General features: G+C 69.5%; 24 protein-coding genes, 1 tRNA gene and 1 other RNA gene. 15 read left to right on the top strand and 11 right to left on the bottom strand.

The features are described from left to right. Positions 1-28 precede the first annotated feature (28 nt). Positions 29-2,755, bottom strand: a complete 2,727-nt coding sequence (aceE, locus tag KZC57_RS02755; RefSeq protein ID WP_247640993.1) for a pyruvate dehydrogenase (acetyl-transferring), homodimeric type — start codon at positions 2,753-2,755, stop codon at positions 29-31. A 153-nt stretch (positions 2,756-2,908) separates the two neighbouring features. Here aceE and KZC57_RS02750 point away from each other — a divergent pair. The 3 genes from KZC57_RS02750 (at position 2,909) to KZC57_RS02740 (ending at position 4,914) form a co-directional block, all read left to right on the top strand. Next, a tRNA-Val gene (locus KZC57_RS02750) sits at positions 2,909-2,981 on the top strand. A gap of 27 nt (positions 2,982-3,008) precedes the next feature. Beyond that, entirely contained in the window at positions 3,009-3,896 is an 888-nt protein-coding gene (locus tag KZC57_RS02745) for a TIGR01777 family oxidoreductase (protein WP_060921836.1), read from the top strand. A 64-nt stretch (positions 3,897-3,960) separates the two neighbouring features. Continuing rightward, positions 3,961-4,914 (top strand): L-lactate dehydrogenase, encoded by a 954-nt coding sequence (locus KZC57_RS02740; protein ID WP_105949920.1) that lies wholly within the window; start codon positions 3,961-3,963, stop codon positions 4,912-4,914. 33 nt (positions 4,915-4,947) lie between these two features. On the opposite strand, the gene KZC57_RS02735 is transcribed toward KZC57_RS02740, so the two are convergent. After that, entirely contained in the window at positions 4,948-5,712 is a 765-nt protein-coding gene (locus tag KZC57_RS02735) for an SDR family oxidoreductase (protein WP_144881180.1), read from the bottom strand. A 100-nt stretch (positions 5,713-5,812) separates the two neighbouring features. On the opposite strand from KZC57_RS02735, the gene KZC57_RS02730 reads away from it, so the two are divergent. After that, positions 5,813-6,649 (top strand): helix-turn-helix transcriptional regulator, encoded by an 837-nt coding sequence (locus tag KZC57_RS02730; RefSeq protein ID WP_060921833.1) that lies wholly within the window; start codon positions 5,813-5,815, stop codon positions 6,647-6,649. An 11-nt stretch (positions 6,650-6,660) separates the two neighbouring features. Here KZC57_RS02730 and KZC57_RS02725 read toward each other — a convergent pair whose 3' ends face one another. Beyond that, positions 6,661-7,500 (bottom strand): aldo/keto reductase, encoded by an 840-nt coding sequence (locus tag KZC57_RS02725; RefSeq protein WP_060921832.1) that lies wholly within the window; start codon positions 7,498-7,500, stop codon positions 6,661-6,663. Between the two features lie 100 nt (positions 7,501-7,600). Between KZC57_RS02725 and KZC57_RS02720 the strand changes: the two genes are divergently transcribed. The 4 genes from KZC57_RS02720 (at position 7,601) to rnpB (ending at position 10,863) form a co-directional block, all read left to right on the top strand. Beyond that, entirely contained in the window at positions 7,601-7,984 is a 384-nt protein-coding gene (locus tag KZC57_RS02720; RefSeq protein ID WP_060921831.1) for a YchJ family protein, read from the top strand. Positions 7,985-8,021: 37 nt separating this feature from the next. Next, the gene (locus KZC57_RS02715; protein WP_060921830.1) at positions 8,022-8,759 is read left to right on the top strand and encodes a zinc ribbon domain-containing protein; all 738 of its coding nucleotides are present in this window, start codon (positions 8,022-8,024) and stop codon (positions 8,757-8,759) included. A gap of 22 nt (positions 8,760-8,781) precedes the next feature. Then, the gene (locus tag KZC57_RS02710) at positions 8,782-10,482 is read left to right on the top strand and encodes a bifunctional 3'-5' exonuclease/DNA polymerase (protein ID WP_247640992.1); all 1,701 of its coding nucleotides are present in this window, start codon (positions 8,782-8,784) and stop codon (positions 10,480-10,482) included. 24 nt (positions 10,483-10,506) lie between these two features. Further along, an RNA gene (gene rnpB / locus KZC57_RS02705) (RNase P RNA component class A) lies at positions 10,507-10,863 on the top strand. A 133-nt stretch (positions 10,864-10,996) separates the two neighbouring features. On the opposite strand, the gene ppgK is transcribed toward rnpB, so the two are convergent. Continuing rightward, the gene (gene ppgK / locus KZC57_RS02700; protein ID WP_025103605.1) at positions 10,997-11,743 is read right to left on the bottom strand and encodes a polyphosphate--glucose phosphotransferase; all 747 of its coding nucleotides are present in this window, start codon (positions 11,741-11,743) and stop codon (positions 10,997-10,999) included. A gap of 81 nt (positions 11,744-11,824) precedes the next feature. Here ppgK and KZC57_RS02695 point away from each other — a divergent pair, with 81 nt between their 5' ends. The 4 genes from KZC57_RS02695 to KZC57_RS02680 are packed head-to-tail and all read left to right on the top strand — an operon-like array spanning position 11,825 to position 17,356. Continuing rightward, entirely contained in the window at positions 11,825-12,064 is a 240-nt protein-coding gene (locus tag KZC57_RS02695; RefSeq protein WP_025103604.1) for a hypothetical protein, read from the top strand. A gap of 2 nt (positions 12,065-12,066) precedes the next feature. Next, positions 12,067-13,404, top strand: coding sequence for a type I glutamate--ammonia ligase (glnA, locus tag KZC57_RS02690; RefSeq protein ID WP_025103603.1), 1,338 nt, complete (start codon positions 12,067-12,069; stop codon positions 13,402-13,404). 7 nt (positions 13,405-13,411) lie between these two features. Further along, entirely contained in the window at positions 13,412-16,387 is a 2,976-nt protein-coding gene (locus tag KZC57_RS02685) for a bifunctional [glutamine synthetase] adenylyltransferase/[glutamine synthetase]-adenylyl-L-tyrosine phosphorylase (RefSeq protein ID WP_247640991.1), read from the top strand. A 48-nt stretch (positions 16,388-16,435) separates the two neighbouring features. After that, on the top strand, positions 16,436-17,356 hold the full coding sequence (locus KZC57_RS02680) for a diacylglycerol kinase family protein (RefSeq protein WP_060923238.1): 921 nt from the start codon (positions 16,436-16,438) through the stop codon (positions 17,354-17,356). On the opposite strand, the gene KZC57_RS02675 is transcribed toward KZC57_RS02680, so the two are convergent. Continuing rightward, on the bottom strand, positions 17,357-18,460 hold the full coding sequence (locus tag KZC57_RS02675) for an AI-2E family transporter (protein ID WP_374206595.1): 1,104 nt from the start codon (positions 18,458-18,460) through the stop codon (positions 17,357-17,359). 148 nt (positions 18,461-18,608) lie between these two features. Next, positions 18,609-19,964 (bottom strand): serine/threonine-protein kinase, encoded by a 1,356-nt coding sequence (locus tag KZC57_RS02670; RefSeq protein ID WP_247640990.1) that lies wholly within the window; start codon positions 19,962-19,964, stop codon positions 18,609-18,611. Between the two features lie 136 nt (positions 19,965-20,100). Between KZC57_RS02670 and KZC57_RS02665 the strand changes: the two genes are divergently transcribed. Next, positions 20,101-20,493: a VOC family protein gene (locus tag KZC57_RS02665; protein WP_105949912.1), complete on the top strand. Its 393-nt coding sequence runs from the start codon at positions 20,101-20,103 to the stop codon at positions 20,491-20,493. 67 nt (positions 20,494-20,560) lie between these two features. On the opposite strand, the gene KZC57_RS02660 is transcribed toward KZC57_RS02665, so the two are convergent. The 4 genes from KZC57_RS02660 to glnA (KZC57_RS02645) all read right to left on the bottom strand — a co-directional run bounded on the left by KZC57_RS02660 (position 20,561) and on the right by glnA (KZC57_RS02645) (position 24,245). Further along, positions 20,561-21,043 (bottom strand): hypothetical protein, encoded by a 483-nt coding sequence (locus KZC57_RS02660; RefSeq protein ID WP_247640989.1) that lies wholly within the window; start codon positions 21,041-21,043, stop codon positions 20,561-20,563. Further along, the gene (locus KZC57_RS02655) at positions 21,040-22,326 is read right to left on the bottom strand and encodes a putative T7SS-secreted protein (protein ID WP_105949909.1); all 1,287 of its coding nucleotides are present in this window, start codon (positions 22,324-22,326) and stop codon (positions 21,040-21,042) included. The genes KZC57_RS02660 and KZC57_RS02655 overlap by 4 nt, the downstream gene beginning before the upstream one ends. Continuing rightward, positions 22,326-22,616: a hypothetical protein gene (locus KZC57_RS02650; protein ID WP_105949908.1), complete on the bottom strand. Its 291-nt coding sequence runs from the start codon at positions 22,614-22,616 to the stop codon at positions 22,326-22,328. Before KZC57_RS02650 ends, KZC57_RS02655 begins: the two co-directional genes overlap by 1 nt. A gap of 204 nt (positions 22,617-22,820) precedes the next feature. Beyond that, positions 22,821-24,245, bottom strand: a complete 1,425-nt coding sequence (gene glnA, locus KZC57_RS02645) for a type I glutamate--ammonia ligase (RefSeq protein WP_025103592.1) — start codon at positions 24,243-24,245, stop codon at positions 22,821-22,823. 147 nt (positions 24,246-24,392) lie between these two features. Here glnA (KZC57_RS02645) and KZC57_RS02640 point away from each other — a divergent pair, with 147 nt between their 5' ends. After that, positions 24,393-24,788, top strand: a complete 396-nt coding sequence (locus tag KZC57_RS02640; RefSeq protein WP_025103591.1) for an RDD family protein — start codon at positions 24,393-24,395, stop codon at positions 24,786-24,788. 3 nt (positions 24,789-24,791) lie between these two features. Here KZC57_RS02640 and KZC57_RS02635 read toward each other — a convergent pair whose 3' ends face one another. Next, entirely contained in the window at positions 24,792-25,280 is a 489-nt protein-coding gene (locus KZC57_RS02635) for an ATP-dependent zinc protease (protein WP_036292426.1), read from the bottom strand. Positions 25,281-25,298: 18 nt separating this feature from the next. Between KZC57_RS02635 and KZC57_RS02630 the strand changes: the two genes are divergently transcribed. Further along, entirely contained in the window at positions 25,299-26,486 is a 1,188-nt protein-coding gene (locus KZC57_RS02630; RefSeq protein ID WP_060923121.1) for a RimK family alpha-L-glutamate ligase, read from the top strand. Positions 26,487-26,510: the final 24 nt, after the last annotated feature.

Below are 26,510 nucleotides of genomic sequence, written 5' to 3'. Positions count from 1 at the left end.
GGCGGCGGAGGCAGCTGTCACCGAGGGCTCAGCTTTCGCCGCCTGCGTTGCCGCTCGTGCCGGCGTTCACGTCGTGCAGGCGGTACTTCTCGATGGCCTGGGCGGAGAGGCCGCGCTCGACCTTGCCCTCCTCGGCCAGCGCCTGCAGCGTGCGCACGACGATCGACGGTCCGTCGATCTTGAAGAAGCGGCGGGCCGCGGCACGGGTGTCCGAGAAGCCGAAGCCGTCGGCGCCGAGCGTGGCGAAGCGGTTCGGGACCCACGGGCGGATCTGGTCCTGCACGGCGTGCATGAAGTCACTGACCGCGACGACGGGACCCTCGGCGCCCTGGAGCTTCTGCGTGAGGTACGCGGTGCGCGGCTCCTGGTCCGGGTGGAGGAAGTTGTGCTCGTCGGCGGCGAGGCCGTCGCGGCGCAGCTCGGTCCACGAGGTGACCGACCACACGTCGGCGACGACACCCCAGTCCTTCTTCAGCAGCTCCTGGGCCTCGAGCGCCCACGGCAGGCCGACGCCGGAGGCGAAGAGCTGGGCGCGGGGGCCGTCGCCCTCGCCGACGGAGACGCGGTGGATGCCGCGGACGATGCCGTCCACATCCACGTCGGCCGGCTCCGCGGGCTGGACCATCGGCTCGTTGTACACCGTGAGGTAGTACATGACGTTCGGGTCTTCGTGCTGCCCGCCGTACATGCGCTCGAGACCGGAGCGCATGATGTGCGCGATCTCATAGCCGTACGCCGGGTCGTAGGAGACCGTCGCCGGGTTGGTCGAGGAGAGCAGGTGCGAGTGCCCGTCGGCGTGCTGGAGGCCCTCACCCGTGAGGGTGGTGCGCCCGGCGGTGGCGCCGATGATGAAGCCGCGGGCCATCTGGTCGCCGGCGGCCCACTGGGCGTCGCCGGTGCGCTGGAAGCCGAACATCGAGTAGAAGATGTAGATCGGGATGAGCGGCTCGCCGTGCGTCGCGTACGACGTGCCCGCGGCGGTGAATGCCGCGAGAGCACCGGCCTCGTTGATGCCGACGTGGACGATCTGTCCCTGCGGGCTCTCCTTGTAGGCGAGCAGCAGCTCCCGGTCGACCGACGTGTAGTGCTGGCCGTTGGGGTTGTAGATCTTCGCGGTCGGGAAGTACGCGTCCATGCCGAACGTGCGCGCCTCGTCGGGGATGATCGGCACGATGCGGTGGCCGAACTCCTTCGAGCGCAGCAGGTCCTTCAACAGGCGGACGAACGCCATGGTCGTGGCGATCTCCTGCGTGCCGGAGCCCTTCTTCGGCAGCGCGTAGGCGTTCTCCTCGGGAAGGGAGAGGCCGACGTGCGTCGAGCGGCGCTCCGGGAGGAAGCCGCCGAGGGCCTTGCGGCGCTCGAGCATGTACTGGATCGTCTCTTCCTGCGGTCCCGGGTTGTAGTACGGGGGCAGGTACGGGTTCTCCTCGAGCTGCGCGTCCGTGATCGGGATGTGCATCGCGTCGCGGAACGTCTTGAGGTTGTCCAGCGTCATCTTCTTCATCTGGTGGGTCGCGTTGCGGCCCTCGAACTGCGGGCCGAGCCCGTAGCCCTTGACGGTCTTCGCGAGGATGACGGTCGGCTTGCCCTTGTGCTCGGTCGCGGCCTTGAACGCGGCGTACACCTTGCGGTAGTCGTGGCCACCCCGCTTGAGGTTCCAGATGTCGTCGTCGGAGTAGTCCTTGACGAGCGCGGCGGCGCGCTCGTCGCGGCCGAAGAAGTGCTCGCGGATGTAGGCCCCGGACTCGGCCTTGTACGTCTGGTAGTCGCCGTCGGGCGTGACGTTCATGAGGTTGAGCAGTGCACCCTCGGTGTCGCGGGCGAGCAGGTCGTCCCACTCACGGCCCCAGACCACCTTGATGACGTTCCAGCCCGCGCCGCGGAAGAACGACTCGAGCTCCTGGACGATCTTGCCGTTGCCGCGCACCGGGCCGTCGAGACGCTGCAGGTTGCAGTTGACGACGAAGGTGAGGTTGTCGAGGCCCTCGTTCGCGGCGACCTGGAGCTGGCCGCGGCTCTCGACCTCGTCCATCTCGCCGTCGCCGAGGAACGCCCAGACGTGCGACTGCGAGGTGTCCTTGATCCCGCGGTTCTCGAGGTACTTGTTCGACATCGCCTGGTAGATGGCGTTGATCGGGCCGAGACCCATGGACACCGTCGGGAACTGCCAGTACTCCGGCATCAGGCGCGGGTGCGGGTACGACGGGATGCCGTTCGGCGCGTGCGACTTCTCCTGGCGGAAGCCGTCGAGCTGGTCCTCGGTGAGGCGACCCTCGAGGAAGGAGCGGGCGTAGGTGCCGGGGGAGGCGTGGCCCTGGATGAAGATCTGGTCGGCGCCACCGGGGTGGTCCGCGCCCTTGAAGAAGTGGTTGAAGCCCACCTCGTACAGCGCCGCGGAGGACGCGTAGGTGGAGATGTGACCGCCGACGCCGATCCCGGGGCGCTGGGCGCGGTGCACCGTGATGGCGGCGTTCCAACGGATCCAGGCGCGGTAACGCCGCTCGATCTCCTCGTCGCCGGGGAACTCGGGCTCGTTCTCCGGGGCGATGGTGTTGATGTAGTCGGTGGTCGGAACCATCGGCACGTTCAGGTGCAGTTCCTTGGAGCGCTTGAGCAGGCTGAGCATGATCTCGCGCCCGCGGCCGTGGCCCTTGGCGTCCACCAGCTCGTCGAGCGACTGCTGCCACTCACCGGTCTCTTCCGGATCGCTGTCGAGGGGGCCCTGAGAGTACGGATCCTGGTCGTGGACGGTCACGGGGGAACCTTTCGTCAAGCTGGCAGGTCATGCCAAGGAAACGGGAAGCGACACGGGCAGCCTTGTCGGCCGTGCACAACGCGCGCCGACCTCAGCCTATCCCTCTTCCACGACACGGGTGCGCATCCGCACCCGGATAGACTGAGCGCACCAGGGCCTTTAGCTCAGCTGGTAGAGCGCCACGTTTACACCGTGGATGTCGTCGGTTCGATCCCGGCAGGGCCCACCCGTAACGTTTGCAGCGGGGAGCGCAATGACGCGACGCATCGTCATCAGCGGGGCATCAGGCCTCATCGGTTCTGCTCTCGCCGCCTCCCTGCGGGCGGACGGCATCGAGGTGAGCACCCTCGTGCGACGTCCCCCGCAGGCGGAGGGCGAGATCGAGTGGGCTCCGGGGGAGGCGTCCCTGGATCCCGACGTACTCGCCGGGGCGGAGGCCGTCGTCGCCCTCGGGGGTGCGAGCGTCGGCCGGCTGCCGTGGACGCGTGGGTACCGTCGCCAGCTCGTCGAATCGCGGCTCGACGCGACGAACACGCTCACCACCGCTCTGCGCGCCCTGCGCACCGACGCGCCCGCCTTCCTCTCCGCCTCCGCCGTGGGCTACTACGGGTCGGCGCCCGGCGAGGTGCTCACCGAGCACTCCGGCCCCGGGAGCACCTTCCTCGCCGACCTCACGGTGCGCTGGGAGACCGCGGCGCGGCGGGCCGAGGACCACACGCGGGTCGCCCTGCTGCGGACGGCACCCGTCATCCACCGCCGGGGTGTGCTCCGGCCGATGATCACGCTGACGAAGCTCGGCGTCGCCGGCCCGCTGGGGCCGGGTACGCAGATCTGGCCGTGGATCTCCTTGGACGACGAGGTGCGCGGTATCCGCCATGTCCTCGATGAGAAGCTCGCGGGGCCGGTCAACCTCACCGGGCCCACCCGGGCGTCCGCGAACGACATCGGTCGCGCGCTCGCGCAGCGGATGCACCGGCCGTTCTGGGTGCCCGCCCCCCGGTGGGCCCTGCGCCTCGCTCTCGGCGACGCCGCCGAATCCTTGCTGCTCCCGGATGCCGATGTGCGGCCCGAGGCGCTGCAGCAGTCCGGCTTCCGGTTCACCCATCGCACAGCAGCCGAAGCGGTCGCCGCCGCGATCTGACGAGCCCGCGATTCTCCCGGCGACACCCCTGCCGTCGCGGCGCTCGCGCTGTCAGGATGGGCGCATGGAGATCATCGAGAACTCGAAGCTCACCGTCGTCGGCGCCGGAAGCGTCGGATCGAGCGTCGCCTACGCGGCTCTGATCCGCGGCTCGGCCCGCCACGTCGCCCTCTACGACATCGCGACCGAGAAGGTCGAGGCGGAGGTGCTGGACCTCGCGCACGGGACGCAGTTCACGGGCAGCAGCGACATCATCGGGGGCAGCGACATCTCGGTGGCGGCCGGTTCCCATGTCGTGGTCATCACGGCGGGAGCGAAGCAGAACCCGGGACAGACGCGCACCGAGCTCGCGGGCGTGAACGCCGGCATCATCCGGCGCATGATGCCGGAGCTGCTGTCCGTCGCGCCGAACGCGGTCTACGTCATCGTCACGAACCCGTGCGATGTGCTCACCGTCATCGCTCAGCAGGAGACGGGCCTGCCCTCGGAGCGCATCTTCGCCTCCGGAACGGTCCTCGACACCTCCCGGCTGCGCTGGAAGCTGGGGGAGCGGGCGGGAGTGTCCACGGCGAGTGTGCACGCCCATATCATCGGGGAGCACGGCGACACCGAGTTCCCGCTCTGGTCGCGGGCGACGATCGGCACGGTCCCGATCCTCGACTGGGAGACGCCGGAGCACCCGCGCTTCACACTTGAGGAGCTGGACGAGATCGCCGTCGACGTCCGGGACGCCGCCTACAAGGTGATCCAGGGGAAGGGCGCCACGAACTACGCGATCGGGCTCTCCAGCGCGCGCATCGTGGAGGCGATCCTCCGGGACGAGCATGCGGTGATGCCCGTGAGCACGGTTCTCCGCGACTTCCACGGGATCGACGGCGTCGCCCTGTCCGTGCCGTCGATCGTCAGCGCCGCCGGGGCCGTGCCGATCCGCACGACGGCGTTCTCGGATCGGGAGCTCGACCTGCTGCGGCAGTCCGCCGACGCGCTCACCGCGGTCGCCGCATCCCTGCAGGAGTGACGCCGGTGGGGCGGCGGTCCGCCCCACCGGGGTTCACCGGCCGTGCGGATCCGTGCGGTTGAGGACCGTGACGACCTCGTCGTAGTCGCCCCGCGCCTCGCCGTAGCGGAGGAACTTCACCCGCTCGACCTGGATCTCGGTCGCGTCGGGCTGGGTCTCGATGAGCGTCATGACCTCGTCGACGAACGCGTCGAGCGGCAGAGCGGCCTCGTTCTCCGCATGCCCGGGCATGAGGTCCGTGCGCACGGCGGGCGGCTCGAGCTCCTGCACCGCGACGGTCGTGCCCGCGAGCTGCAGCCGCAGCGACTCGCTGAGCATGTGGATCGCCGCCTTGCTCGCGTTGTACGTGGGCGTGACCTTCAGGGGCGCGAAGGCGAGACCGGAGGAGACGGTCATGATGGTCGCCGACGGCTGGGCCCGCAGGTGCTCGATGAAGGCGGCGATGAGACGGATCGGGCCGAGGATGTTCGTCGTGACGGTCTCCTCCGCGGTGGACAGGAAGCCGGCCGGCGTGGTCCAGTCCTCCGTGCGCATGATGCCTGCCATCGTGATCAGCACGTTCAGCGTCGGATGTGCGGCGAGGACCGCGGCCGCGGCCTCGTCGATGCTCGCCGGGTCCGCGGTGTCGATGCGGACGGTGTGGAGCCCGGGATGCGCGGCAGCGATCGCTGTCAGCCGGTCCTCGCGGCGTCCCCCGACGATCACGGTGTTGCCGCGCTCCTGCAGTCGTAGCGCCAGTGCCAGACCGATCCCGCTCGTCGCGCCGGGGATGAAGATGGTGTTTCCGGTGATGTCCATGACCTCAGCCTCGGCGCTGTACCGGCCCCGTTCCAGAGACGGCTGATCGGGGGATCGGCGGTCCCTGGATCCCGTCCCGCGTCCGGGGGATACTGCACGGATGGATCGCGATGCCCTGGCCGACTTCCTCCTGCGCCGTCGGGAGGCGCTCCGCCCCGCCGATGTGGGTCTGCCTGAGGGGCCGCGTCGCCGGACGGCCGGGCTGCGCCGGGAGGAGGTCGCGCAGCTGGCGACCATGTCGACGGACTACTACACGCGGCTGGAGCAGCGCCGGGGCCCGCAGCCGAGCCCCCAGATCCTCGCCGCCCTCGCCCGCGCGCTGCGGCTGTCCTCGGACGAGCGTGACTACCTCTACCGGCTCAGCGGGCTCAGCGCTCCCGATCGGGCGGTGATCACCGACTACGTCCGTCCCGGAATCCTCCGGGTGCTCGACCGTCTGCACGACACCCCGGCGTTCGTGGTCTCGGCACTCGACGAGGTGCTGGTGCAGAACGACGCCTCGCGCGCGCTGATCGGAGACGCGAGCGGGCTGACCGGGCTCGACCGGAGCGGCATCCACCGCTGGTTCGCGCGCCCGGGGGAGGAACGGCGGCGATACCGGGAAGTCGATCACCCCCGGCAGTCACGGGCGCTGGTGGCGGCGTTGCGCGCGGCGTACGGGACGATGGGCGCGCGGTCGCGGGCGGGGGAGATCGTGGCGGATCTGTCGGAACGGAGCCCCGAGTTCGTGCAGCTCTGGGCGGCTCACGAGGTCGCCCGTCGCTTCGAGCAGCACAAGGTGATCGTTCATCCGGAGCTGGGGGAGATCGAGGTGGACTGTCAGGCGCTGTTCACGGAGGACGAGTCGCAGGCGCTCATCGTCCTCACGGCGCAGCCCGGGAGCGAGGCGGCTGAAAAGCTGGAGTTCCTGCGCGTACTCGGCACGCAGAGCGTCTGAGCCTTCGCGGCTCAGGACTCCTCGTGCACGGCGGGATCGCCGTCGAACAGGCGCCCGTCCGCGCGTCCGAGTGCGGTGATCGCGGCGACCTCCGCGTCGTCGAGCACGACCGCGGCGGCGGCGAGGTTCGCGGCCTGGTGCTCTGCGGACGACGCCTTCGGGATCGCGACCGTCTCCCTGGCCACGTGCCAGGCGAGGACGGTCTGCGCGGGCGTGATGTCGTGAGCGGTGGCCACCTCGCGGACGACATCCTCGTCGAGGAGGGCCTGCGCACGCCCCAGCGGGCTCCAGGCCTCGGTGAGGATGCCGCGCTCCCGGTGATAGGCCAGCTGCTCCTCCTGCGGGAAGTACGGGTGCACCTCGATCTGGTTCACGACCGGCCGGACCCCGGTCTCCCGTTCGATGCGCTCGAGATGCTCGGGGAGGAAGTTCGAGACGCCGATCTGGCGGACGACGCCGCGCGACTGGGCGTCCACGAGAGCCGCCCATGCCTCGACGTACTCGTCCTGGCTCGGGTTCGGCCAGTGGATGAGGTGCAGGTCGGTCGCGTCGAGGCCGAGGCGGGATCGGCTCTCCTCGATGCTGGCGGTCGCCGTCGCGCGGGCATGGTGCCGTCCGGGGAGCTTCGTCGTCACGATGACCTCGGAGCGGGGGACGCCGGAGGCCGCGACGCCGCGCCCGACGGAGCCCTCGTTCTCATAGTTGAACGCCGAGTCCACGAGTCGGTAACCCGCACGGAGCGCCTGGGCGACCGCCTCCGCCCCGGCGTCACCGTTCAGCCGATACGTGCCAAGACCGAGGGCCGGCAGGGCGAAGCCGTTGTGGGCGCGGAAGGTGGGGACAGTGGTCATCGATGCTCCTGGCGTTGGCGTGCCTCCAGCGTAGGGCGAGTTGGCGCATCACGGCCCTCCGCGCGATGCTGGCAGGCATGACCCTGATCGTCGCGCTCCCATGACGGCGTCCTTCCGCTGCCCCTGCGCCTCGGGGGATACGTTCGCCGCCTGCTGCGGACCGCTCCTCGACGGGGCATCCGCGCCGACCGCCGAGCGACTGATGCGCTCGCGCTACACGGCTTTCGTGCGGGAGGACGGGGCGTACCTGCTCCGTACCTGGCACCCGGAGACGCGACCGGAGACGATCGCCTTCGAGGACGACCTCGAGTGGCGTCGGCTGGTGATCGTGGATCGCGTGGCCGGCGGCCCGTTCGACACGGAGGGCGTGGTCGAGTTCGAGGCCTTCTGGCGGCAGGGCGGCACGCGTGGATCGTTGCACGAGCGCAGCCGCTTCGTCCGCGAGAACCGGACGTGGCTCTACGTGGACGGCGACATCCGATGATGCGGCGCTCGGCCCGGCAGCGACTAGATTTGAGAGCGTGAACGCCACCCCGGAGAACCAGCGCACCCTGCTCGACATCGCGGACCTCGACCGGCGCATCGCGCAGGCGGAGCGTGCCCGCACGCAGCCGAGTCAGGCGGGCCGGATCGCCGAGCTCGTCGCCATCCGTCAGGAGCAGCTCCGCGAGCTCACGGTCCTGACCGGCGCCAGGGACGACGCCCGCACCGAGCTCTCGCGGCTGGAATCGGATGTCGCGCTGGCGGAGCAGCGGCGCGACCGCGACGCCCAGCGCCTCGCGGCGGCCACCAACCCGAAGGAGGCGCAGGCCCTGGAGCACGAGCTCGCCAGCCTCGCCAAGCGTCTGAGTGACCTGGAGGACGCGGAACTCGACGTCATGGGCCGGGTCGAGGAAGCCGACGCCGCCGTGGCCGCGCAGCAGGCGCTGCTGGATGCGACGACCGCGGAGGGCAGCGCGCTCACCGCCCAGGGCAAGGCCGATGTCGCTGCGGCGGCCGAGCTCGGCGCCCAGCTCGCCCGGGACCGGGAGGCCGTCGCCGCCACCGTTCCCGCTCCTCTGCTCGCGGAGTACGATCGTCGCGCCGCGAACAGCGCCGGAGCTGCGCTCCTCACCCGCGGAACCTGTGAAGGCTGCCGCATGATGCTCCCCGGCACCGATCTCAACGAGATCCGTCGCGCGCCCGAGGACGAGGTCGTCTCGTGCCCCGAGTGCGGCTGCATCCTCGTGCGCACCGAGGAGTCGGGACTCTCTTCATGAGCGCATCCGGCCTGCACCGCCCGTGACGGCGCCGGCGTCGGGCCCGGAGCGACGCCTCGCGCTGGTCGGCCTCGGTGCGGGGGAGTACGCCGCGATCGAGCTCGACGAACACGACGAGGAGCAGCAGCGCACGCTCCTGCCCGCGGCGGAACTCGCCGGATGGGTGGCCGCGGTCGAAGCCGCCGACGCCCCGCGGTGGATCATCCGCAGCGCGGCCGAGATCTACGCGCTGCTCCTGAGCGAAGGCGTCAGGATCACGCGCAGCCATGATCTCGTGCTCTGCCACGCGATCCTGCGCGACACGGCCATGGCGTCCACGCCGCTGGCACCCGCGGCGGCGTGGGAACGCCGCGACCCGGTCGACACCACCCCCTCCCTGTTCGACGTCCTCGACGAGGAGTCCGGCGAGGACGCGATCGCCGCGGCACTCGAGCAGTACCGCGCACAGCGGACCGTGATGGCGGAGGCGGCCGACGGGCGCCTGACGCTGCTGTGCGCCGCGGAGTCGGCCGGCGGGCTGATCGCGGAGGAGATGCGCGTCGCGGGGCTCCCGTGGGACGCCGGGGTGCACGACGCGATCCTCACCGAGACCCTGGGCGCTCGTCCGGCCGCGGGCGGGCTGCCCCGACGGATGGTGGAGCGCGGCGATGAGGTGCGGGCCCTGCTCGACGACCCCACGCTGCACCTGGACAGCCAGCCGAAGCTGCTGCGGGCGCTGCACCGCGTGGGCGTGTCGGTGGAGTCCACGAGCAAGTGGGAGCTGTCCGCCCACGAGCACCCGGTGATCGAACCCCTCCTCGCCTACAAGAAGCTGTCGCGACTGCTCAGCGCGAACGGCTGGAGCTGGCTGTCGGAGTGGGTGCAGGATGGCCGTTTCCGTCCGGTGTACATCCCCGGAGGCGTCGTGACCGGACGGTGGGCGTCGGCCGGCGGCGGTGCCCTCCAACTGCCACGCAACCTCCGCCCCGCGGTGCGTGCGGATCCGGGCTGGGCCCTCGTCGTCGCGGACGTCGCCCAGCTGGAGCCGCGGATGCTCGCGGCCATGGCGTCCGATGAGGCGATGGCGGCCGCGGCGCGCGGCGGCGACCTCTACGCGGGGGTCGTCGCGTCGGGTGCCGTCGCGACCCGCGAGGAGGCGAAGTACGCGGTGCTTGGTGCGATGTACGGCGCCACCAGCGGCGACAGCGGGCGACTCGTTCCCCGGCTGCGGAAGGTGTACCCGCGTGCGATGGCGCTCGTCGACGACGCGGCGCGTGTCGGGGAGGATGGCGGCATCGTCTCGACCTGGCTCGGTCGCTCCTCGCCGCGTCCGTCCACGGAGTGGATGCGGCTGCAGGCCGATGCCACGGGCGCCGACGCCGATCCCGCCGTGGTCTCCCACGCACGCCGCCGCGCACGGGAGTGGGGGCGCTTCACCCGGAACTTCGTCGTCCAGGGCACCGCGGCGGAGTGGTCGCTCATCTGGCTCGCCGAGATCCGTCACCGCCTGGCACAGCTCCCCGAGGTCTTCGGCGCGGCCGAGGCATCGGGGCCGTTCGCCCGGGAACCGCACCTGGCGTTCTTCCTGCACGACGAGGTGATCCTGCACACTCCGCAGGAGCACGCGGAGGCCGCGGCCGACGCCGTCCGCGAGGCCGCTGCCGTCGCCACCACCCGCCTGTTCGGCACCTTCCCGATCGATGTTCCGCTCGACCTGCGCATCGCGGACTCCGCAGAGAAGTGAGGCCCCGTAGACTGGAGGGGCGAATGGGTCGACTGGACGGTCGCGTGGCGGGCAACCGCACCGAGGAACGTCCGGGCTCCACAGGGCAGGGCGGTGGGTAACACCCACCCGGAGTGATCCGCGAGACAGTGCCACAGAGAGCAGACCGCCCCGCGAGGGGTAAGGGTGAAAGGGTGGTGTAAGAGACCACCGGGGGTCGTGGTGACACGGCCCGCCAGGTAAACCTCGCCCGGAGCAAGGTCAGACAGAGGATGATGACGCGGCCCGCCGAGTCCTCGGGTAGACCGCTGGAGCGGCACGGCAACGTGTCGCCGAGAGAGATGGCCGTCGAAGGGGCGAAGAACCCCGGAACAGAACCCGGCGTACAGGTCGGCCCATTCGCCTCGAACGCCGAAGGCCCCGATGACTCCCGTCATCGGGGCCTTCTCTCGTTTGGGTCCCTGAGCCTGTCGAAGGGCCCTGAGCGTCCCGTTGGTCCCTGAGCCTGTCGAAGGTCCCTGAGCTTGTCGAAGGGTCAGTCGCCGGCGAGCGAGGCCGCGCCGATGATGCCGGAGTTGTTGCGGTGGATCGCCGGGACGATCGGCGTCTTCAGGTCGAGCAGGGGCAGGAAGTCGCCCGCGTTCTTCGACACGCCGCCGCCGACCACGAAGAGGTCGGGGCTGAACAGGAACTCGATGTGGGAGTAGAACGCCTGCAGGCGCTCGGCCCACTCCTCCCAGCTCAGGCCCTCGCGCTCGCGCGCCGAGGTGGCCGCGTAGGTCTCGACGGACTCGTACTCGCGGAAGTTCAGGTGGCCGAGCTCCGTGTTCGGGAGCAGCACGCCGTCGTACAGGAACGCGGAGCCGATCCCGGTGCCGAGTGTGGTCAGGAGCGTGAAGCCGAGCACATCGCGGGCGGCTCCGTGGCGAGCCTCCGCGACGCCCGCGGCGTCGGCGTCGTTCACGAAGACGATGTTGCGGCCGAGGCCGTCGCGGAAGAAGCGCTCGGCGTCGAAGTCGATCCACTCCTTCGAGACGTTCGCCGCGGAGAGGGTCTTGCCGCGCTTGACGATCGCGGGGAACGCCACGCCGAGCGGCAGGGTCGACTCGTGCACGTCGAGCGTCTTCAGGACCGTCTGCACCGCGACGAGGACGTCTTCCGGTGCCGCGCCGGCCGGAGTGGGCACGCGCACCCGATCCGAGGCCATGGTGCCGTGTTCGAGGTCGACGATTCCCGCTTTGATGCCCGTGCCGCCGATGTCGACGCCGATCGCTTTTGCCATGGCCGATAGCTTAGCGACCACGGTGCACGCCAGTAGGATCGATGACATCACCCCAACCGCTCGCGGGAAGAAGGAGCAGCCATGACCGACGGCGATCACAAGTACTGGTACAACTCCGTCACGGGCGAGGTCGAGTTCGGCATGCTGTCGCCGTCCATCGACCGCATCGGTCCGTTCGACACCGAGGCCGAGGCGCGCCGCGCCCCCGAGGTGCTCAAGGAGCGGTCGCGCGCCTGGGCCGAGGAAGAGGCCGCGGAGCAGGGCTGGGACGCGAAGCCGTCCAGTGGCTTCGGCGCAGAGAAGGGCCAGGGCGCAGAGTAGCCATGGACAAGCAGAGGGACTTCGTCCTCCGGACGATCGAGGAGCGCGGCGTCAAGTTCGTGCGCCTGTGGTTCACCGACGTGATCGGCACGCTCAAGTCCGTCGCCATCGCGCCGGCCGAGGTCGAGGGCGCCTTCGCCGAGGGCATCGGGTTCGACGGCTCCGCGATCGAGGGGCTGACCCGCACGTACGAGTCCGATCTGCTCGCCCAGCCCGACCCGACGACCTTCCAGACGCTGCCGTGGCGCGGGGAGATCGACCCGACCGCGCGCATGTTCTGCGACCTCACCACGCCCGACGGACAGCCCGCGGTGGCCGATCCCCGTCACGTGCTGAAGCGGACGCTCGCGAAGGCCGCCGATGCGGGTTTCACGTTCTACACGCACCCGGAGATCGAGTTCTACCTGCTCAAGTCGTCGTCGTTCGGTCCTGAGGGGCCCGTCCCCGTCGACTCCGCCGGCTACTTCGACAACGTCCCCGGGGGTACGGCGCACGACTTCCGTCGCCGTTCGGTCCGCATGCTGGAAGACCTCGGCATCTCCGTGGAGTTCAGCCACCACGAGGGCGGCCCCGGCCAGAACGAGATCGATCTGCGCTACGCCGACGCCCTCACCACCGCGGACAACGTGATGACCTTCCGCACGGTCATCAAGGAGGTCGCGATCGAGCAGGGCGTGTACGCCACGTTCATGCCGAAGCCGCTCAGCGGCCAGCCCGGCAGCGGCATGCACACGCACATGTCGCTGTTCGAGGGCGATCAGAACGCGTTCTACGAGGAGGGTGCGAAGTACCAGCTCTCCAAGACCGGACGCCACTTCATCGCGGGCCTGCTCAAGCACGCCAACGAGATCTCCGCCGTGACGAACCAGTTCGTCAACTCGTACAAGAGGCTCTGGGGCGGCGACGAGGCGCCGAGCTTCATCACGTGGGGCCACAACAACCGGTCCGCGCTGGTCCGCGTCCCGATGTACAAGCCGAACAAGGGGCAGTCGTCGCGCGTCGAGTACCGCGCGCTCGATTCCGCGGCGAACCCCTACCTCGCGTACGCGCTCATGCTCGCCGCCGGTCTCAAGGGCATCGAGGAGGAATACGAGCTTCCGCCGGAGGCGGAGGACAACGTCTGGGCGCTGAGCGACGCCGAGCGCCGGGCGCTGGGCTACTCCGCCCTGCCCGCCAGCCTCGACCACGCCCTGGAGTACATGGAGGCCTCCGAGCTCGTCGCGGAGACGCTGGGGGAGCAGGTGTTCAACTACGTGCTGCTCAACAAGCGCAAGGAGTGGGAGGCGTACCGCGGCCAGGTCACGCCGCTGGAGCTGAAGAACAACCTCGAGCTCCTCTGAGCGCGGCATGGCTCGCCCCGACGCCTCCGTCTCGCTCTCGGCCCTCGCCCGGCTCGGGTTCGCTGAGCTGAGCGAGGCTGCGGCGTCGCTGGCGGAGCTCGAGAGCCTGCTCGGCGTGCCGCGCGCGATGCTGCTCGAGGCGGCCGTCGCGGCGGACCCGGATGCGGCCGTTCGCGGGATGCTGCGGGTCGCTCGACGAGACCCTGCCCCGTTGCGGGTGCTCGCGGACGAGGAGGAGACGCGCCGGCGCGTCTGGCGCGTCTTCGGTGCCTCCGTAGGACTGGCGGAGTTCTTCCTGCGGCATCCCGACGAGCTGGACGTGCTGGCGGCACCGATCGACGTGCTCCCCGCGGCGGACGTGTGGCGCGATCGCCTCCTCGCTGCCGTCGGGGCGGAGGACGGGTTCGCGGACTCGGCGGACGACGGGACGGTCGTGGCGCTCCGCGTCGCGTATCGGCGGAACCTCGCGGAGATCGCCGCCTTCGATCTCGGCCACTCGCGCCCCGAAGAGGTCGTCGCCGCGGTGGCCGCTTCCCTCGCGGATCTCGCCGGCGCCGCCCTTGAGGCCTCGCTCGCGATCGCCCGCACCCGCCAGGCGCCGTCCGCCGGTCGCGATGTCGTCGCTGCCACTCAGCTGGCCGTGATCGGCATGGGGAAGGCCGGCGCGAGGGAGCTCAACTACGTCAGCGACGTCGACGTCATCTTCGTCGGCGGCACCACGGATGAGGAGGTGCTGTCCGAGCCGCAGGCGATCGATATCGCCACGCGTCTGGCCAGGGACACCATGCGCCACCTCAGCGCCATCGAGGTCGAGCCGCCGCTCTGGGAGGTCGACGCGGCGCTGCGCCCGGAGGGCAAGCAGGGGGCGCTCGTGCGTTCCCTCGCGTCGCACGTCGCGTACTACGACCGGTGGGCGAAGAGCTGGGAGTTCCAGGCGCTGCTGAAGGCTCGTCCGCTGGCCGGCGATCCCGACCTGGGCGCCGCCTACATCGATGCGGTGCAGCCGCGCGTGTGGTCGAGTGCCGCCAGAGAGGAGTTCGTCGAGAGCGTCCAGCGTATGCGCGAGCGGGTCATGGAGCACATCGACCCGGAGGACGCCCCGTACCAGCTCAAGCTCGGCGCGGGCGGGCTGCGCGACATCGAGTTCACGGTGCAGCTGCTGCAGCTCGTGCACGGTCTCACCGACGAGTCGCTGCGCACGCGTGGCACGCTGGAGAGCCTGGACGCCCTGGTCGCCGGCGGCTACATCGGGCGGGCGGATGCGGGGACCTTCGCGGACGACTATCGGGTGCTGCGCCTCATGGAGCACCGTCTGCAGCTGCGCGACCTCAGCCGCACCCACCTCATGCCCAAGACGCCGGCAGGCCTGCGCATCCTGGCGCGCAGCACGAAGCTGGCGGAGACGGGGGAGGGCGTCTGGGCGCGGTGGGAGAGCGTCCGTCGCGAGGTGCGCGACATCCATACCCGCCTCTTCTACCGCCCGCTGCTGAGCGCCGTGGCCGGACTGCCCGAGGAGGAGCGCACCCTCTCCGCGGAGCAGGCTCACGACCGGCTCGCCGCGATCGGGTTCCGCGACCCGGCGGGAGCGCTGCGCCACATCGGCGCGCTGACACGCGGACTCAGCCGCAAGGCGACGATCCAGCGGCACCTCATGCCCGTCATGGTGCGCTGGTTCGCGGACGGCAGCGATCCTGACTACGGCCTCCTCGCGTTCCGCCGCATCAGCGAGCGGCTGGGGGACACCTCGTGGTTCCTGCGCATGCTGCGGGACTCCTCCGGCGCGGCGGAGAGCCTCACCCGACTGCTGTCGTCGTCGCGGTACATCGGCGAGCTGCTGGAGTGGATCCCGGAATCGGTGGCGTGGCTGGACAGCGCCGAGCGGCTGCGTCCGCGGAGCGCGCAGGCGCTCGACGACGAGGCCCGAGCGATCCAGACGCGCCATGAGACGGTCGCCGACGCGTTGCGGGCCGTCCGGGCCCTGCGGCGTCGCGAACTCCTGCGCACTGCGATGGCGGCCGTCCTCGACGTCGTCACCATCGAGGAGGTAGCCACCGCGCTCACCGACATCACGGACGCGACGATCCAGGCGGGCCTCCGCGCCGTCGTCCGCGAGGTCGTGCCGCCTGAGGACGCAGCGCTCGACTTCGCGGTCATCGGCATGGGGCGGTTCGGCGGCGCAGAGCTCGGCTTCGGGTCCGATGCCGACGTCCTGTACGTGTACGACGCGAACGGCGTCGACCCCGGCAGAGCGGAGAAGCTCGCGACGAGGATCGTGGCGGGACTCCGTGAGCACCTCACCGATCATCGCCTCCCTCTCGACCTCGACGCGGGTCTGCGGCCCGAGGGGCGCAACGGTCCGATCGTGCGGTCCCTCGACGCCTACGCGGCCTACTACCGCCGCTGGTCGCTGTCGTGGGAGGCGCAAGCGCTGCTGCGGGCGCGTGGTGTCGCGGGGAGCACGAAGCTCATCGGGCGGTTCATGGAGCTCGCGGACAGCATCCGGTACCCGGAGGCGGTCGATCTTCAGGGCCTCCGGGAGATCAAGCGGATCAAGGCGCGCGTGGAGGGGGAGCGGCTGCCGCAGGGCACCGACCCGCGTCGTCACCTCAAGCTCGGGCCGGGGACTCTCAGCGACGTGGAGTGGCTCGTGCAGCTCCTCCAGCTGCAGCATGCGACCGACGTTCCGGGTCTCCGGACCACGTCCACGCTGCACGCGCTCGACGCCGCGGTCGGAGCCGGGCTCGTCGAGGAGGACGACGCCGAGCGCCTGCGGGCCGCCTGGCTGCTTTCGAGCCGTCTCCGTTCGGGCATCACGCTGCTCACGGGGCAGACGAGCGACGTCCTCCCCGCTGACCGCCGTCAGCTGGATGCCCTGGCCCGTCTGCTCGGCTATCCACCCCGGTCCGCGACACCGCTCGAGGAGGACTATCTGGCGGTTACGCGGCGCGCCCGGCGGACCTTCGAGCAGCTCTTCTACGGCTAGACGGCCGGTCGAGTTGCACGATCGTCCTCCGTCGCTCAGAGTGAGCGTATGACCTCTCCTCGCATCGGCGTGATCTGGAACCCGACGAAGTCCGACCGGGATGTCCTCGGGGAAGCGGTGACCCTCGCGTTCGGCGAGGAAGCCGATGTGCGCTGGGGGGAGACCACTCCGGACGACCCCGGTCGCGGCGTCGCGGCGAAGGCCGTGGAGGAGGGCTGCGCCCTCGTCATCGCAGTCGGCGGCGATGGCACGATCCGCGCCGTCGCGGAAGCTCTGGTCGGCACCGATGTCGCCCTCGGCATCGTGCCGCAGGGCACCGGCAATCTCCTGGCGCGCAACCTCGGCGTGCCGCTCGAGGGCGTGCTGCCGGCGCTCGAGCACATCCGCGACTCGGAGCCCCACCGCATCGACCTCGGCTGGGTGGAGTTCGACGGCGAGGAGCACGCCTTCTCCGTCATGGTCGGCTTCGGGGTCGACGCGCAGATGCTCGTGGAGACCAACGACGACCTCAAGGATCGCGCCGGCTGGCTCGCCTACGTGGAGGCGATGGGGCGGGCACTCGCCGGCACCGAGATGACGGACATCACGCTGCAGCTCGACGACCACGAGCCGGAGGAGGTGCGCGGGCACACGCTGCTCGTCGGCAACTGCGGCATGCTCCAGGGCGGCATCCGCCTGTTGCCGGACGCCGTCCTCGACGACGGCCTCCTCGACATGCTGCTCATCAGCTCCGACGGCGCGCTGCAGTGGCTCGACACCGTCCGCTCGGTCGTCTGGGACAACGGGATCCGTCGCATGATCGGGAACGTCGATCAGGCGGTCAGCACCGACTCCACGACCCATGTCTCGGCGGAGCGGATCCGGGTGCAGCTCGCCGCGCCGCAGATGTTCGAGATCGACGGCGAGGAGGTCGGCGAGATCGACGCCTTCACCGTCCGTGTGCAGCCGGGCGCCGTCCTCGTCCGCTGATCAGGCGACGGTCACCGCGGGCGGCGTCTTCTTCCTGTCCTGGTTGGGGAAGACGACCTTCTGCACGATGATGATGATGCTCGCGGCCACCGGGATCGCGACGAGCGCACCCAGGATCCCGCCGAGCGCGCCACCGGCCACTGCGGCGATGACGACCAGCGCGCCCGGGACGTCAACGGCCTTGTTCATGATCCGCGGAGAGAGTACGTACGCCTCGATCTGCATGTATATCAGGTAGTAGATGATCGCGATCAGCGCGGTCGTCGGCGAGACGAACAGGCAGATGAGCGAGATGATGATCGACGCCGAGAGGGTTCCGACGAGCGGGATCATCGATCCGATGAAGGCGATCAGTGCGAGCAGCGCCGGCACCGGCGCTCCGATGATGGTGAGGAAGATGAGGCTCAGGATGCCGTTGGTGAGCGCGAGGCTCGCCTGACCGATGACGTAGCGCCCGACGGCACTCGAGACGTCCTCCAGGAGCTCGCTGAACGTGTCGCGCTGGTACGCCGGGACGAACCGGGCAGCCACCCGCTTCATGCTGCGCAGCGACGCCATGAAGTACAGCGTGAGGATCACAACGATCGTGATGCCCGTCAGGCCGCCGGCGATCCCGGCGCCCACGGCGAAGACACCGCCGCTGATGTCGAGGAAGTTGTCCGGGTTCTGCACGAAGCCGAGTACACCGTCGACCGCGTCCTTGATCGTGCCGCCGAACTGTCCGCTGACGTCCTGGAACCAGGCGCTGTTCGTGAAGTCCTTGATCATCTTCGGACCGTCTTTGATCAGGTTCCCGATCTGCTCCACGAGGGTGGGGACGATGGCGAGGATGATCCCGGCGAAGGCGAGGAGGACGCCGATCACGACCACGGCGACCGCCGCGGGACGGGGGAGCTTACGCTCGATGAACCGCACGATCGGATCGAGGCCGAGCGCCAGGAAGAGCGCGACGCCGATGTAGACCAGCACGGTGGCGAGCTGGCCGACGATGCCGCCGATCATGAGCGCGACGAGAACCCCGAGGGCACCGAGGAGACCGAACATGAACGGGTTCGCCCTGGCGCCGGCGACCACGCTCGACGGCGACCGTCGCTGCGCGGACACGCTGGGTGCCTGATCCGGCGGTGCGATCAACTTCCTGCGACGCATGGTCCCCTCCCTCTGTCGATACTCGACACTCGATCATCCTCCACCCGGTCCCGCGCGCTGCTCAGCGACACCCGCCGGCCCGGCGGGCGTCGGAAGCGTCGGATCAGTGGCTGCTATTGCCCTTGCCGTTGTTGCGGTCGCGGCCGGGGCTCTTGCCTCGGTTCTCCTGCGCCTGCGGTGCGGCGTTCTCGGGCAGGCTATCCTCGGCGACCGACTCGGTGACCGGTGCCGTCCGTGTCACCGGGGTCGCGGCCACCGGCTCCACGGCGACGGTCTCTGATTGCTCCGAGTCGACGACGGCGTCCGCGGGAGTCGGCTCGACCGGCGGGAGGTCCTCGACGATCCTCGAGGCACCGTCGGAGACGGCACCCGAACTGGCGAGGGCCTGCTCGCCGTGTCCGAGCAGTGCTGCGGAGGCGGTGGTCACCGCGCCGAGTACGACCACCGCAGCGATGAGCAGGGACTCGCGACGACGGCGCGTGCGCCGGGCCGGGGACGCGGCGGGGTGCGCCGAGGCGGCGCGACGGCGGGCGCGGGCCTCGGCGCGGGTGCGGGGGAGGGTGCCTGCCGTCGGCGCGGGAAGCGGCACGGTGACGTCCGTGGCGACCTCCTCGGTCGAAGGGAGGTCGATCAGCCGGCGAAGTTCGCTCTCGACCTCCAGAGCGTGCGGCCGTGCGTCGGGGTCGATCGCCGTCATCGCGCTGAGCAGAGCGGCCCACTCCGATCCCAGTTCCGCCGGGATCTCCGGCGCGATGTGGAGACGGGCGAGGGCGGATTCGACGCTGAGGGTGGGAGCGAAGCCGGGCTTACCGGTGAGCGCCTCCAACAGGACGAGCCCGAGCGCGTAGACGTCGACCGCGGGACGGATGTCGCCGTTGCGCAACTGCTCCGGTGCCATGTAGGTCAGCGTCCCGAGGACGATGCCGGGAGTGGTGACGCGGGACATGTCGATGGCGCAGGCGATCCCGAAGTCGGCCAGCTTCGCGCTCCAGCGGCCGTTCGTGTCGAGGGGCGGCGTGAGGAGGACATTCGAGGGCTTGATGTCGCGGTGCACGATGCCGGCGCTGTGCACGGCGTGGAGGGCGGAGGCGATGTCCGCCCCGATCGTGGCGATCTCCCGCGGTGGGACCGTCGCGCGGGCCATGCGCTTGCTCAGCGTCGGTCCCGGCACGTACTCCATCACGAGGTACTTCGGTCGTCCGGGCTCGAGGTGCGCGTCGAGGAGTGTGACCAGGCCCGGGTGGTTGAGGCCCGCGAGGAGCGCCTTCTCCGAATGCACCCGCTCCACGGACACGACGGCATCGTCTGACTCGCGGAACATCTTCACCGCGACGGTGCGTTCGAGGGCGATGTCCTCCGCGCGATACACGGTCGCCATCCCGCCCATGCCGACAGCCTCCGCCAGGCGGTAGCGGCCGTCCAGAAGCGCGGCGGTGGGCGGGGCTTCCTGGGTGATCACGGCGTCCTCCACTGGCGGGACCGGGTATCCCGACGATGTATTCACCGTATCCGCGCAAAAAAAGCGACGCGTTGGGGTTGACGTAGAGCCCGACACCTGCAATGGCGGATCCACGGGGAGCTGAGAGACTGGACGGATGGCAGGGATTCACCACGTGGAGGTCTGGGTCGCCGACCTCGTGTCGTCGCGAGCGGAGTGGGGGTGGCTGCTCGGTGCGGTGGGTTTCGTCCGCGCTGGTGCATGGCCCGAGGGCGAGTCCTGGGAGGCGGGTGGCGCGTATGTCACCCTCACGACATCCCCGAACCTCAGCAGCAGTGAACACGATCGTCGTGCCCCGGGCGTGAACCATCTCGCCTTCGCTGCGGGCCCGCGGGACCGTGTGGACGCGATCATGGCAGCGGCGCCAGAACACGGCTGGCGGCCTTTGTACGCGGAGCGCTACCCGCACGCGGGCGGGCCGGATCACTACGCCGGATGGCTGGAGAACTCCGCGGGCTTCAAGGCCGAGATCGTCGCCGACGAGTTCTGACGCGGGCCATGCCCGGAGCACCGTTACCGCCAGAGGCGGGCGGCGGTGCTGGCGGTCTCCAAGACTCTTATCGTTCCTCCGACAGCTCCTGGCTGAGGTCGAGCTCGCGGAGGACGTACGGCTGAGCGACGGCGTCGGTGAGGTAGTAGGTGTAGAAGATGACCGCGGCTTCGTTGGCGGTGAACACCTCGTTCGAGAGCACGCGCACCGCACGGGTCTGACTGATCGGGATCAGCGTCGTCCCGTCGGCAGGCTCGGGACGACCGACCGTGTACAGGCGGGTCTGACCGTCAGGCCCTGCCAACCGGACCTCCACGGTCATCTGATCGGCTGAACCCGCCGCCTGCATGAAGGATCCACCAGGCTTGGAGTCGAACCCCACGATGCTCGTCGGGTCGCTGCCCCGCCAGATGATGTAGGTGAATGTCTCCAGGCCGTCCAGTGCTTCGAGCCTCAGCCGAAGAGTATCCGGGACCGGACGAAAGACCTCTTCAATCCACCCTTCCTGGCCGCGTGGGGTTCTCTCTGCGAACGGTCCGTAGCTGCTCATGGTTCCCTTCTCACAATCACCCTAGAAATCTCGATACTCTCACCATTGAGCCGCCCTCTCGCGACGGCCCCATCGTTCACTTGCGCGTCGAACTGGCGCTGTGTGCTCCCCGGCCGGAAATACGCGTCATAAGCACCACCGGACTTGACCTCGATGGCTGTGAACGTCCCGTCAGGGTTTCGGACGAGGCCGTCATAGTATCGGCCGTCCTGTGGCGCGCCGTCGTAGCCCACCTTGGCTTTGATACGGATCACTTCCACTTGCTCCTCAGCGGCGAACTTGTCGAGTCCGATCTTCTCTTTGTCGACCCACGGCTTTTCCTCCTGACCGTTTGCGTATTTGCCCTCGTAGTCTCGTCCATCCCCGCGATCGACACCCTTGCGGGAGTCGGCGGCTCTGTCGGTTTCGCGGAACCACCGCCCGGTTGCATCCCCGATGAGTCCCGCACCGACGCCGGCGACGCCGAGGCCTGCGGCGGCGATGGCGGGTGCGCCGGCGAGTGCGCCGGCTCCGGTGATGGTCAGACCTCCGCCACCGACAGCGAGTGCCGCGCCTCCGATGAAGGTCGCAGCCCCGCCGAGGAGTTCGAGGATGATGTCCGGGTGCTCCCACAGCGTCTGCGCGGAGACGGCGAGCATGTCCGTCGTGGCCTGGAACGGCTGCACGACAGCAAGGGTGAACACCGCCTCGGTGACGGCATGCTGGGCTGCGGTCGCGGCCTCAGCCTCGGTGAGCGGCATGCGCGCGGCCTCTGCAGCCTGCTCCAATCGGACAGCGCAGTCCCGGGCGAAGACCTCCAGCGTCGCCCGGGCGGTGAACAGCACCTCTCTGGCCTGTTCATGCGCCGGACCGGACGGGTCGACGAACGGCACCTCCACGTCCGGGTGCCGTAGACCCTGCCCGACCCGAAGCTCGCGGACGTACGCGCGGTGCGCGGCTAACGCCGTGGCGGCCTGCTGCTCGGCCTCGTCCCACAGGGTGATGGCGCGCGCGGCTTCCTCCTGCGCCCACTCCAGCGCATCCGCCCAGGTGAACAGGGCGTGAGCGCCCTCGCGGAGCCCGTCGCCGGCGTTCGACCAGTGCAGCAGCTGACGGTCGAAGCGCGCCAAGTACGCGTCGTAGGCCTCGCCGGTCCAGGTGCCCTCATCGTCGAGCGTCGCGAGCTTGTCGTGCACCCGTGCTGCAGCCGAGCCGTGTGCCTTCCACGCCTCGGCTGTCTGCCGGACCTCGCCGGGGGAGCCGGGAATGAGGGCGGCGGCGGAGCGGGTCTGCCCGAGCTCCATCACTCTTCCCAGATCATCGCGTCGACCTCGGCCTTCGCGGCATCCGTCCCCTCGTCGAAGATCCGGGCCGTCGTCGCCAAACGTTCGGTGAAAGCGTCGGAGTCCGTCACCCGGGCCGCGAGGCCCGCAGACCAGGCTTCGGCGAACCGCTCAGAGGCCGCGACCACCCACTCGTGGCCGGCGCTCGTCGGCGGGGTGAGGTCGGTCGCCCCGACGTCTGAGATGATGCGTCGCGTCTTCGCCGCCATCGTCCGCAACACGTCCGTGTCGACCTCGTAGTCCTGCGACATGCCGCCCTCTTCCTGCGAGCCCCCCCGGCTGCGGGATCGAGCATAGGCGAAGACGTGGTCAGAGGATAGCGAAATGTCTGTGTATGCGTAGGAAGTAACCTCGGATGAGTACGGAGGGATAAGGCTGCCGTCATCGCCCGGCCCTGGACAGCGAAAGAGCCCGCCCCCGGATGGGGACGGACTCTTTCGCGATCTGCGTTCGGCTCAGACTCCGAAGTACAGCTCGTACTCGAACGGGTGCGGGCGCTGAGCGATCGGCAGGATCTCGTTCTCGTACTTGTAGGAGATCCAGGTCTCGATGAGCTCCTCGGTGAACACGCCGCCCTCGAGGAGGAACTGGTGGTCGGCGCGGAGCGCCTCGAGCGAGTCCAGCAGGGAGTTCGGCACCTGCGGGATGTTCTTGGCCTCCTCGGGCGGGAGCTCGTAGAGGTCCTTGTCGACGGGCTCGTGCGGCTCGATGCGGTTCTTGATGCCGTCGAGGCCCGCCATGAGCTGCGCGGCGAAGGCGAGGTACGGGTTGCCCGAGGCGTCGGGGGCGCGGAACTCGATGCGCTTGGCCTTCGGGTTCGAGCCCGTGATCGGGATGCGGATCGCGGCGGAGCGGTTGCCGGCCGAGTAGACCAGATTGACCGGAGCCTCGAAGCCCTTGACCAGACGGTGGTAGCTGTTCAGCGTCGGGTTGGTGAAGGCGAGCAGGGCCGGCGCGTGCGCCAGGATGCCGCCGATGTACCACCGCGCGATGTCGCTGAGCTGACCGTAGCCGGCCTCGTCGTAGAACAGCGGCTTGCCGTCGTTCCACAGCGACTGGTGGGTGTGCATACCCGAGCCGTTGTCGCCGTACAGCGGCTTCGGCATGAAGGTGGCGACCTTGCCCCACTCCTCGGCGGTGTTCTTGACGATGTACTTGAACTTCAGGATGTCGTCGGCCGCGTGCACCATGGTGTCGAAGCGGTAGTTGATCTCCTGCTGGCCGGCCGTGCCCACCTCGTGGTGGGAGCGCTCGAGGATGAAGCCCGCATCGATGAGCTTGAGGGTGATGTCGTCGCGCAGGTCGGCCGTCTTGTCGACCGGGCTGACGGGGAAGTAGCCGCCCTTGTAGGGGGTCTTGTTGGCGAGGTTCCCGCCCTCCTCCTCGCGGCCGGTGTTCCACGCGGCCTCCTCGGAGTCGACCTTGTAGAAGCTCTCGCCGGCGGTCACGGAGTAGCGCACGTCGTCGAAGATGTAGAACTCGGCCTCGGGAGCGAAGAACGCGGTGTCGGCGATGCCGGTGGAGGTGAGGTACTTCTCCGCCTTCTTCGCGACCTGACGCGGGTCCTTCGAGTAGATCTCGCCGGTGCGCGGGTTGTAGATGTCGAAGATCATCACGAGGGTGCTCGCCTCGCGGAAGGGGTCGATGTACGCCGTCGTCACATCCGGGATGAGCTGCATGTCCGACTCGTGGATGCTGGCGAAGCCGCGGATGGAGGAGCCGTCGAACAGCTGTCCGTCCGTGAAGAAGGCCTCGTCGACCGTCGCCGCAGGGATGTTGAAGTGCTGCTGCACACCAGGGAGGTCGGTGAAACGGATGTCAAGGAATTTGACGTCGTTCTCCTTGATGTAGGCCAGTACCTCGGACGAATCTTTGAACATGTACGACTCCTGTGATGCGGATCGATGGCTTCGGGGCCACTTTGCACAGTACGGACGGGGGATTTCTCCACGGTATCCGCTTTGTTTCGTCCGTGTTACAGCGTGAGCAGGATCGGAGGGCATCCACAGCCTCGGTAGGCTGGAGGGGTGACGGATGCTGTGAACACGTACCCCGGTGAGCGACTCGGACTCCCGGAGTCCGGACCGGGAAGCATCGGCCGCCCCGGTCGCCGGATCGGCGCCCTCGCGATCGACTGGACGGCAGCCGTCATCCTCTCCGTCGCGTTCTTCCAGTACGACCCGTTCGCCACGCTGCTCATCTTCGGCGTCGTGCAGATCCTCTTCATCCCGACCGCGGGCGGCAGCCCCGGGCACCGCATCCTCGGCATGCGCGTCGTCCGTCTCGACGGCGGCTGGGTCGGCCTATGGCGCCCGATCGTACGCACGCTGCTGCTGCTGATCGTGATTCCGGCCGTGGTGTGGGACCCGGATCAGCGCGGTCTGCACGACAAGGCCGTGGGAACGGTCCTCATCCGCGCCTGACGCTCAGGCGCGGCCGCGGTTGCGCCGGCGTGCCTCACGGGGTGCGCGGCCGCCGAGGAAGGAACGCGCCGGATCGACGACGTAACCGCGACGCAGCGCTTCGCGGCCGATCAACATGCGGAAACCCATCTCGTCCCGGTTGCTCAACGTGACCTCGGCCATCACCTCGCGGTCGACGAGCCGGATCATCAGCTGCACGACGAGACGCTCCTGCGCGTGTCCGGACGAGCTCCGGACGGCTCGGCGGTCGTGGATGGGGGACTCCACGACGACCGCGTCCTCCTGGCTGTCCTGCCAGGGCTTCACGCGGAAACGCACCCACGCCTCGCCGTCGCGCTCGAACTCCTGGATGTCGAACGCGTGCAGGGACGAGGTGCGGGCGCCGGTGTCGATCTTGGCTTTGATCCAGTCGACGCCGAGATCGGGCAGGCTCACCCACTCGCGCCACCCCGTAAGGGTGTTTGAATGGGTAGACCTACTCACCTGATACATCCTGGCAGGAAATCCCCCGTGAAGATCGCAGTGCTGTCCCGTGCGCCGCAGGCGTACTCCACCCAACGCCTCCGCGCGGCCGCACTGCAGCGGGGCCACAACGTGAAGGTGCTCAACACGCTGCGCTTCGCGATCGACCTGACCTCCGATGAGCCCGACCTGCACTACCGGGGCCGGCAGCTCAGCGACTACGACGCGATCCTGCCCCGCATCGGCAACTCGATCACGTATTTCGGCACCGCCGTGGTGCGGCAGTTCGAGCAGATGGACGTCTACACCCCCAACACGGCGAACGGCATCTCCAGCGCGCGCGACAAGCTGCGGGCGAACCAGATCCTCTCCCGGCACAACATCGCTATGCCTCCGACGGCCTTCGTGCGCAACCGCGCCGACGTGCGACCGGCGATCGAGCGCGTCGGGGGTGCTCCCGTGGTGATCAAGCTGCTCGAGGGCACCCAGGGCATCGGCGTCATCCTCGCGCCTCAGGTGAAGGTGGCCGAGGCCATCATCGAGACGCTCCACTCCACCAAGCAGAACGTGCTCATCCAGAAGTTCATCGCCGAGAGCCGGGGGCGCGACATCCGCGCGCTCGTCGTCGGGGACCGCGTGGTCGCGGCGATGCGGCGCTCGGCGGCCGGAGACGAGTTCCGCTCGAACGTGCACCGTGGCGGCTCGGTCGAGGCGATCGAGCTCGACCCGGTCTACGAGCGGGCCGCCGTGCGATCGGCCCAGATCATGGGACTCCGCGTCGCCGGCGTGGACATGCTGGAGGGGGACGAGGGACCCCTGGTGATGGAGGTCAACTCCTCCCCGGGCCTGCAGGGCATCGAGACCGCGACCAAGCTCGACGTCGCGGGCGCGATCATCGACTACATCGCCGGTCAGGTGGCCTTCCCGGAGATCGACGTGCGGCAGCGCCTCACGGTCTCCACGGGATACGGCGTCGCCGAGCTCATGGTCCACGGCGCCGCCGACCTCGTCGGCAAGACGCTGGGGGAGGCGGGTCTGTGGGAACGCGACATCACCGTCCTCACGCTGCACCGCGGGGTGAGCGTGATCCCGAACCCGCGCAAGCACGTGGTCCTCGAACCCGACGACCGCCTGTTCTGCTTCGGCAAGCTCGATGAGATGCGCTCCATGATCCCCGAGCGTCGTCGCCGCCGGGCGAAGGTGCGCCGTCTCCCCAAACAGCCGCTCTCGGAATAAGAGAAGCGCGGCCGCCCTCGGTGA

Origin of the sequence: Microbacterium sp. KSW4-4, assembly GCF_023091185.1 — a bacterium.
In the GTDB taxonomy this organism is placed as follows: Bacteria; Actinomycetota; Actinomycetes; order Actinomycetales; family Microbacteriaceae; genus Microbacterium; species Microbacterium paraoxydans.
This window is presented reverse-complemented; position numbering and strand designations above follow the sequence as displayed.

Coding starts and splice junctions, on each gene's coding strand:
- KZC57_RS02745 (WP_060921836.1), top strand. CDS start 3,009: ATGACGCGACGCATCGTCATCAGCGGGGCATCAGGCCTCATCGGTTCT.
- KZC57_RS02740 (WP_105949920.1), top strand. CDS start 3,961: ATGGAGATCATCGAGAACTCGAAGCTCACCGTCGTCGGCGCCGGAAGC.
- KZC57_RS02735 (WP_144881180.1), bottom strand. CDS start 5,712: ATGGACATCACCGGAAACACCATCTTCATCCCCGGCGCGACGAGCGGG.
- KZC57_RS02730 (WP_060921833.1), top strand. CDS start 5,813: ATGGATCGCGATGCCCTGGCCGACTTCCTCCTGCGCCGTCGGGAGGCG.
- KZC57_RS02725 (WP_060921832.1), bottom strand. CDS start 7,500: ATGACCACTGTCCCCACCTTCCGCGCCCACAACGGCTTCGCCCTGCCG.
- KZC57_RS02720 (WP_060921831.1), top strand. CDS start 7,601: ATGACGGCGTCCTTCCGCTGCCCCTGCGCCTCGGGGGATACGTTCGCC.
- ppgK (WP_025103605.1), bottom strand. CDS start 11,743: ATGGCAAAAGCGATCGGCGTCGACATCGGCGGCACGGGCATCAAAGCG.
- KZC57_RS02695 (WP_025103604.1), top strand. CDS start 11,825: ATGACCGACGGCGATCACAAGTACTGGTACAACTCCGTCACGGGCGAG.
- glnA (WP_025103603.1), top strand. CDS start 12,067: ATGGACAAGCAGAGGGACTTCGTCCTCCGGACGATCGAGGAGCGCGGC.
- KZC57_RS02685 (WP_247640991.1), top strand. CDS start 13,412: ATGGCTCGCCCCGACGCCTCCGTCTCGCTCTCGGCCCTCGCCCGGCTC.
- KZC57_RS02680 (WP_060923238.1), top strand. CDS start 16,436: ATGACCTCTCCTCGCATCGGCGTGATCTGGAACCCGACGAAGTCCGAC.
- KZC57_RS02665 (WP_105949912.1), top strand. CDS start 20,101: ATGGCAGGGATTCACCACGTGGAGGTCTGGGTCGCCGACCTCGTGTCG.
- KZC57_RS02660 (WP_247640989.1), bottom strand. CDS start 21,043: ATGAGCAGCTACGGACCGTTCGCAGAGAGAACCCCACGCGGCCAGGAA.
- KZC57_RS02655 (WP_105949909.1), bottom strand. CDS start 22,326: ATGGAGCTCGGGCAGACCCGCTCCGCCGCCGCCCTCATTCCCGGCTCC.
- KZC57_RS02650 (WP_105949908.1), bottom strand. CDS start 22,616: ATGTCGCAGGACTACGAGGTCGACACGGACGTGTTGCGGACGATGGCG.
- glnA (WP_025103592.1), bottom strand. CDS start 24,245: ATGTTCAAAGATTCGTCCGAGGTACTGGCCTACATCAAGGAGAACGAC.
- KZC57_RS02635 (WP_036292426.1), bottom strand. CDS start 25,280: ATGTATCAGGTGAGTAGGTCTACCCATTCAAACACCCTTACGGGGTGG.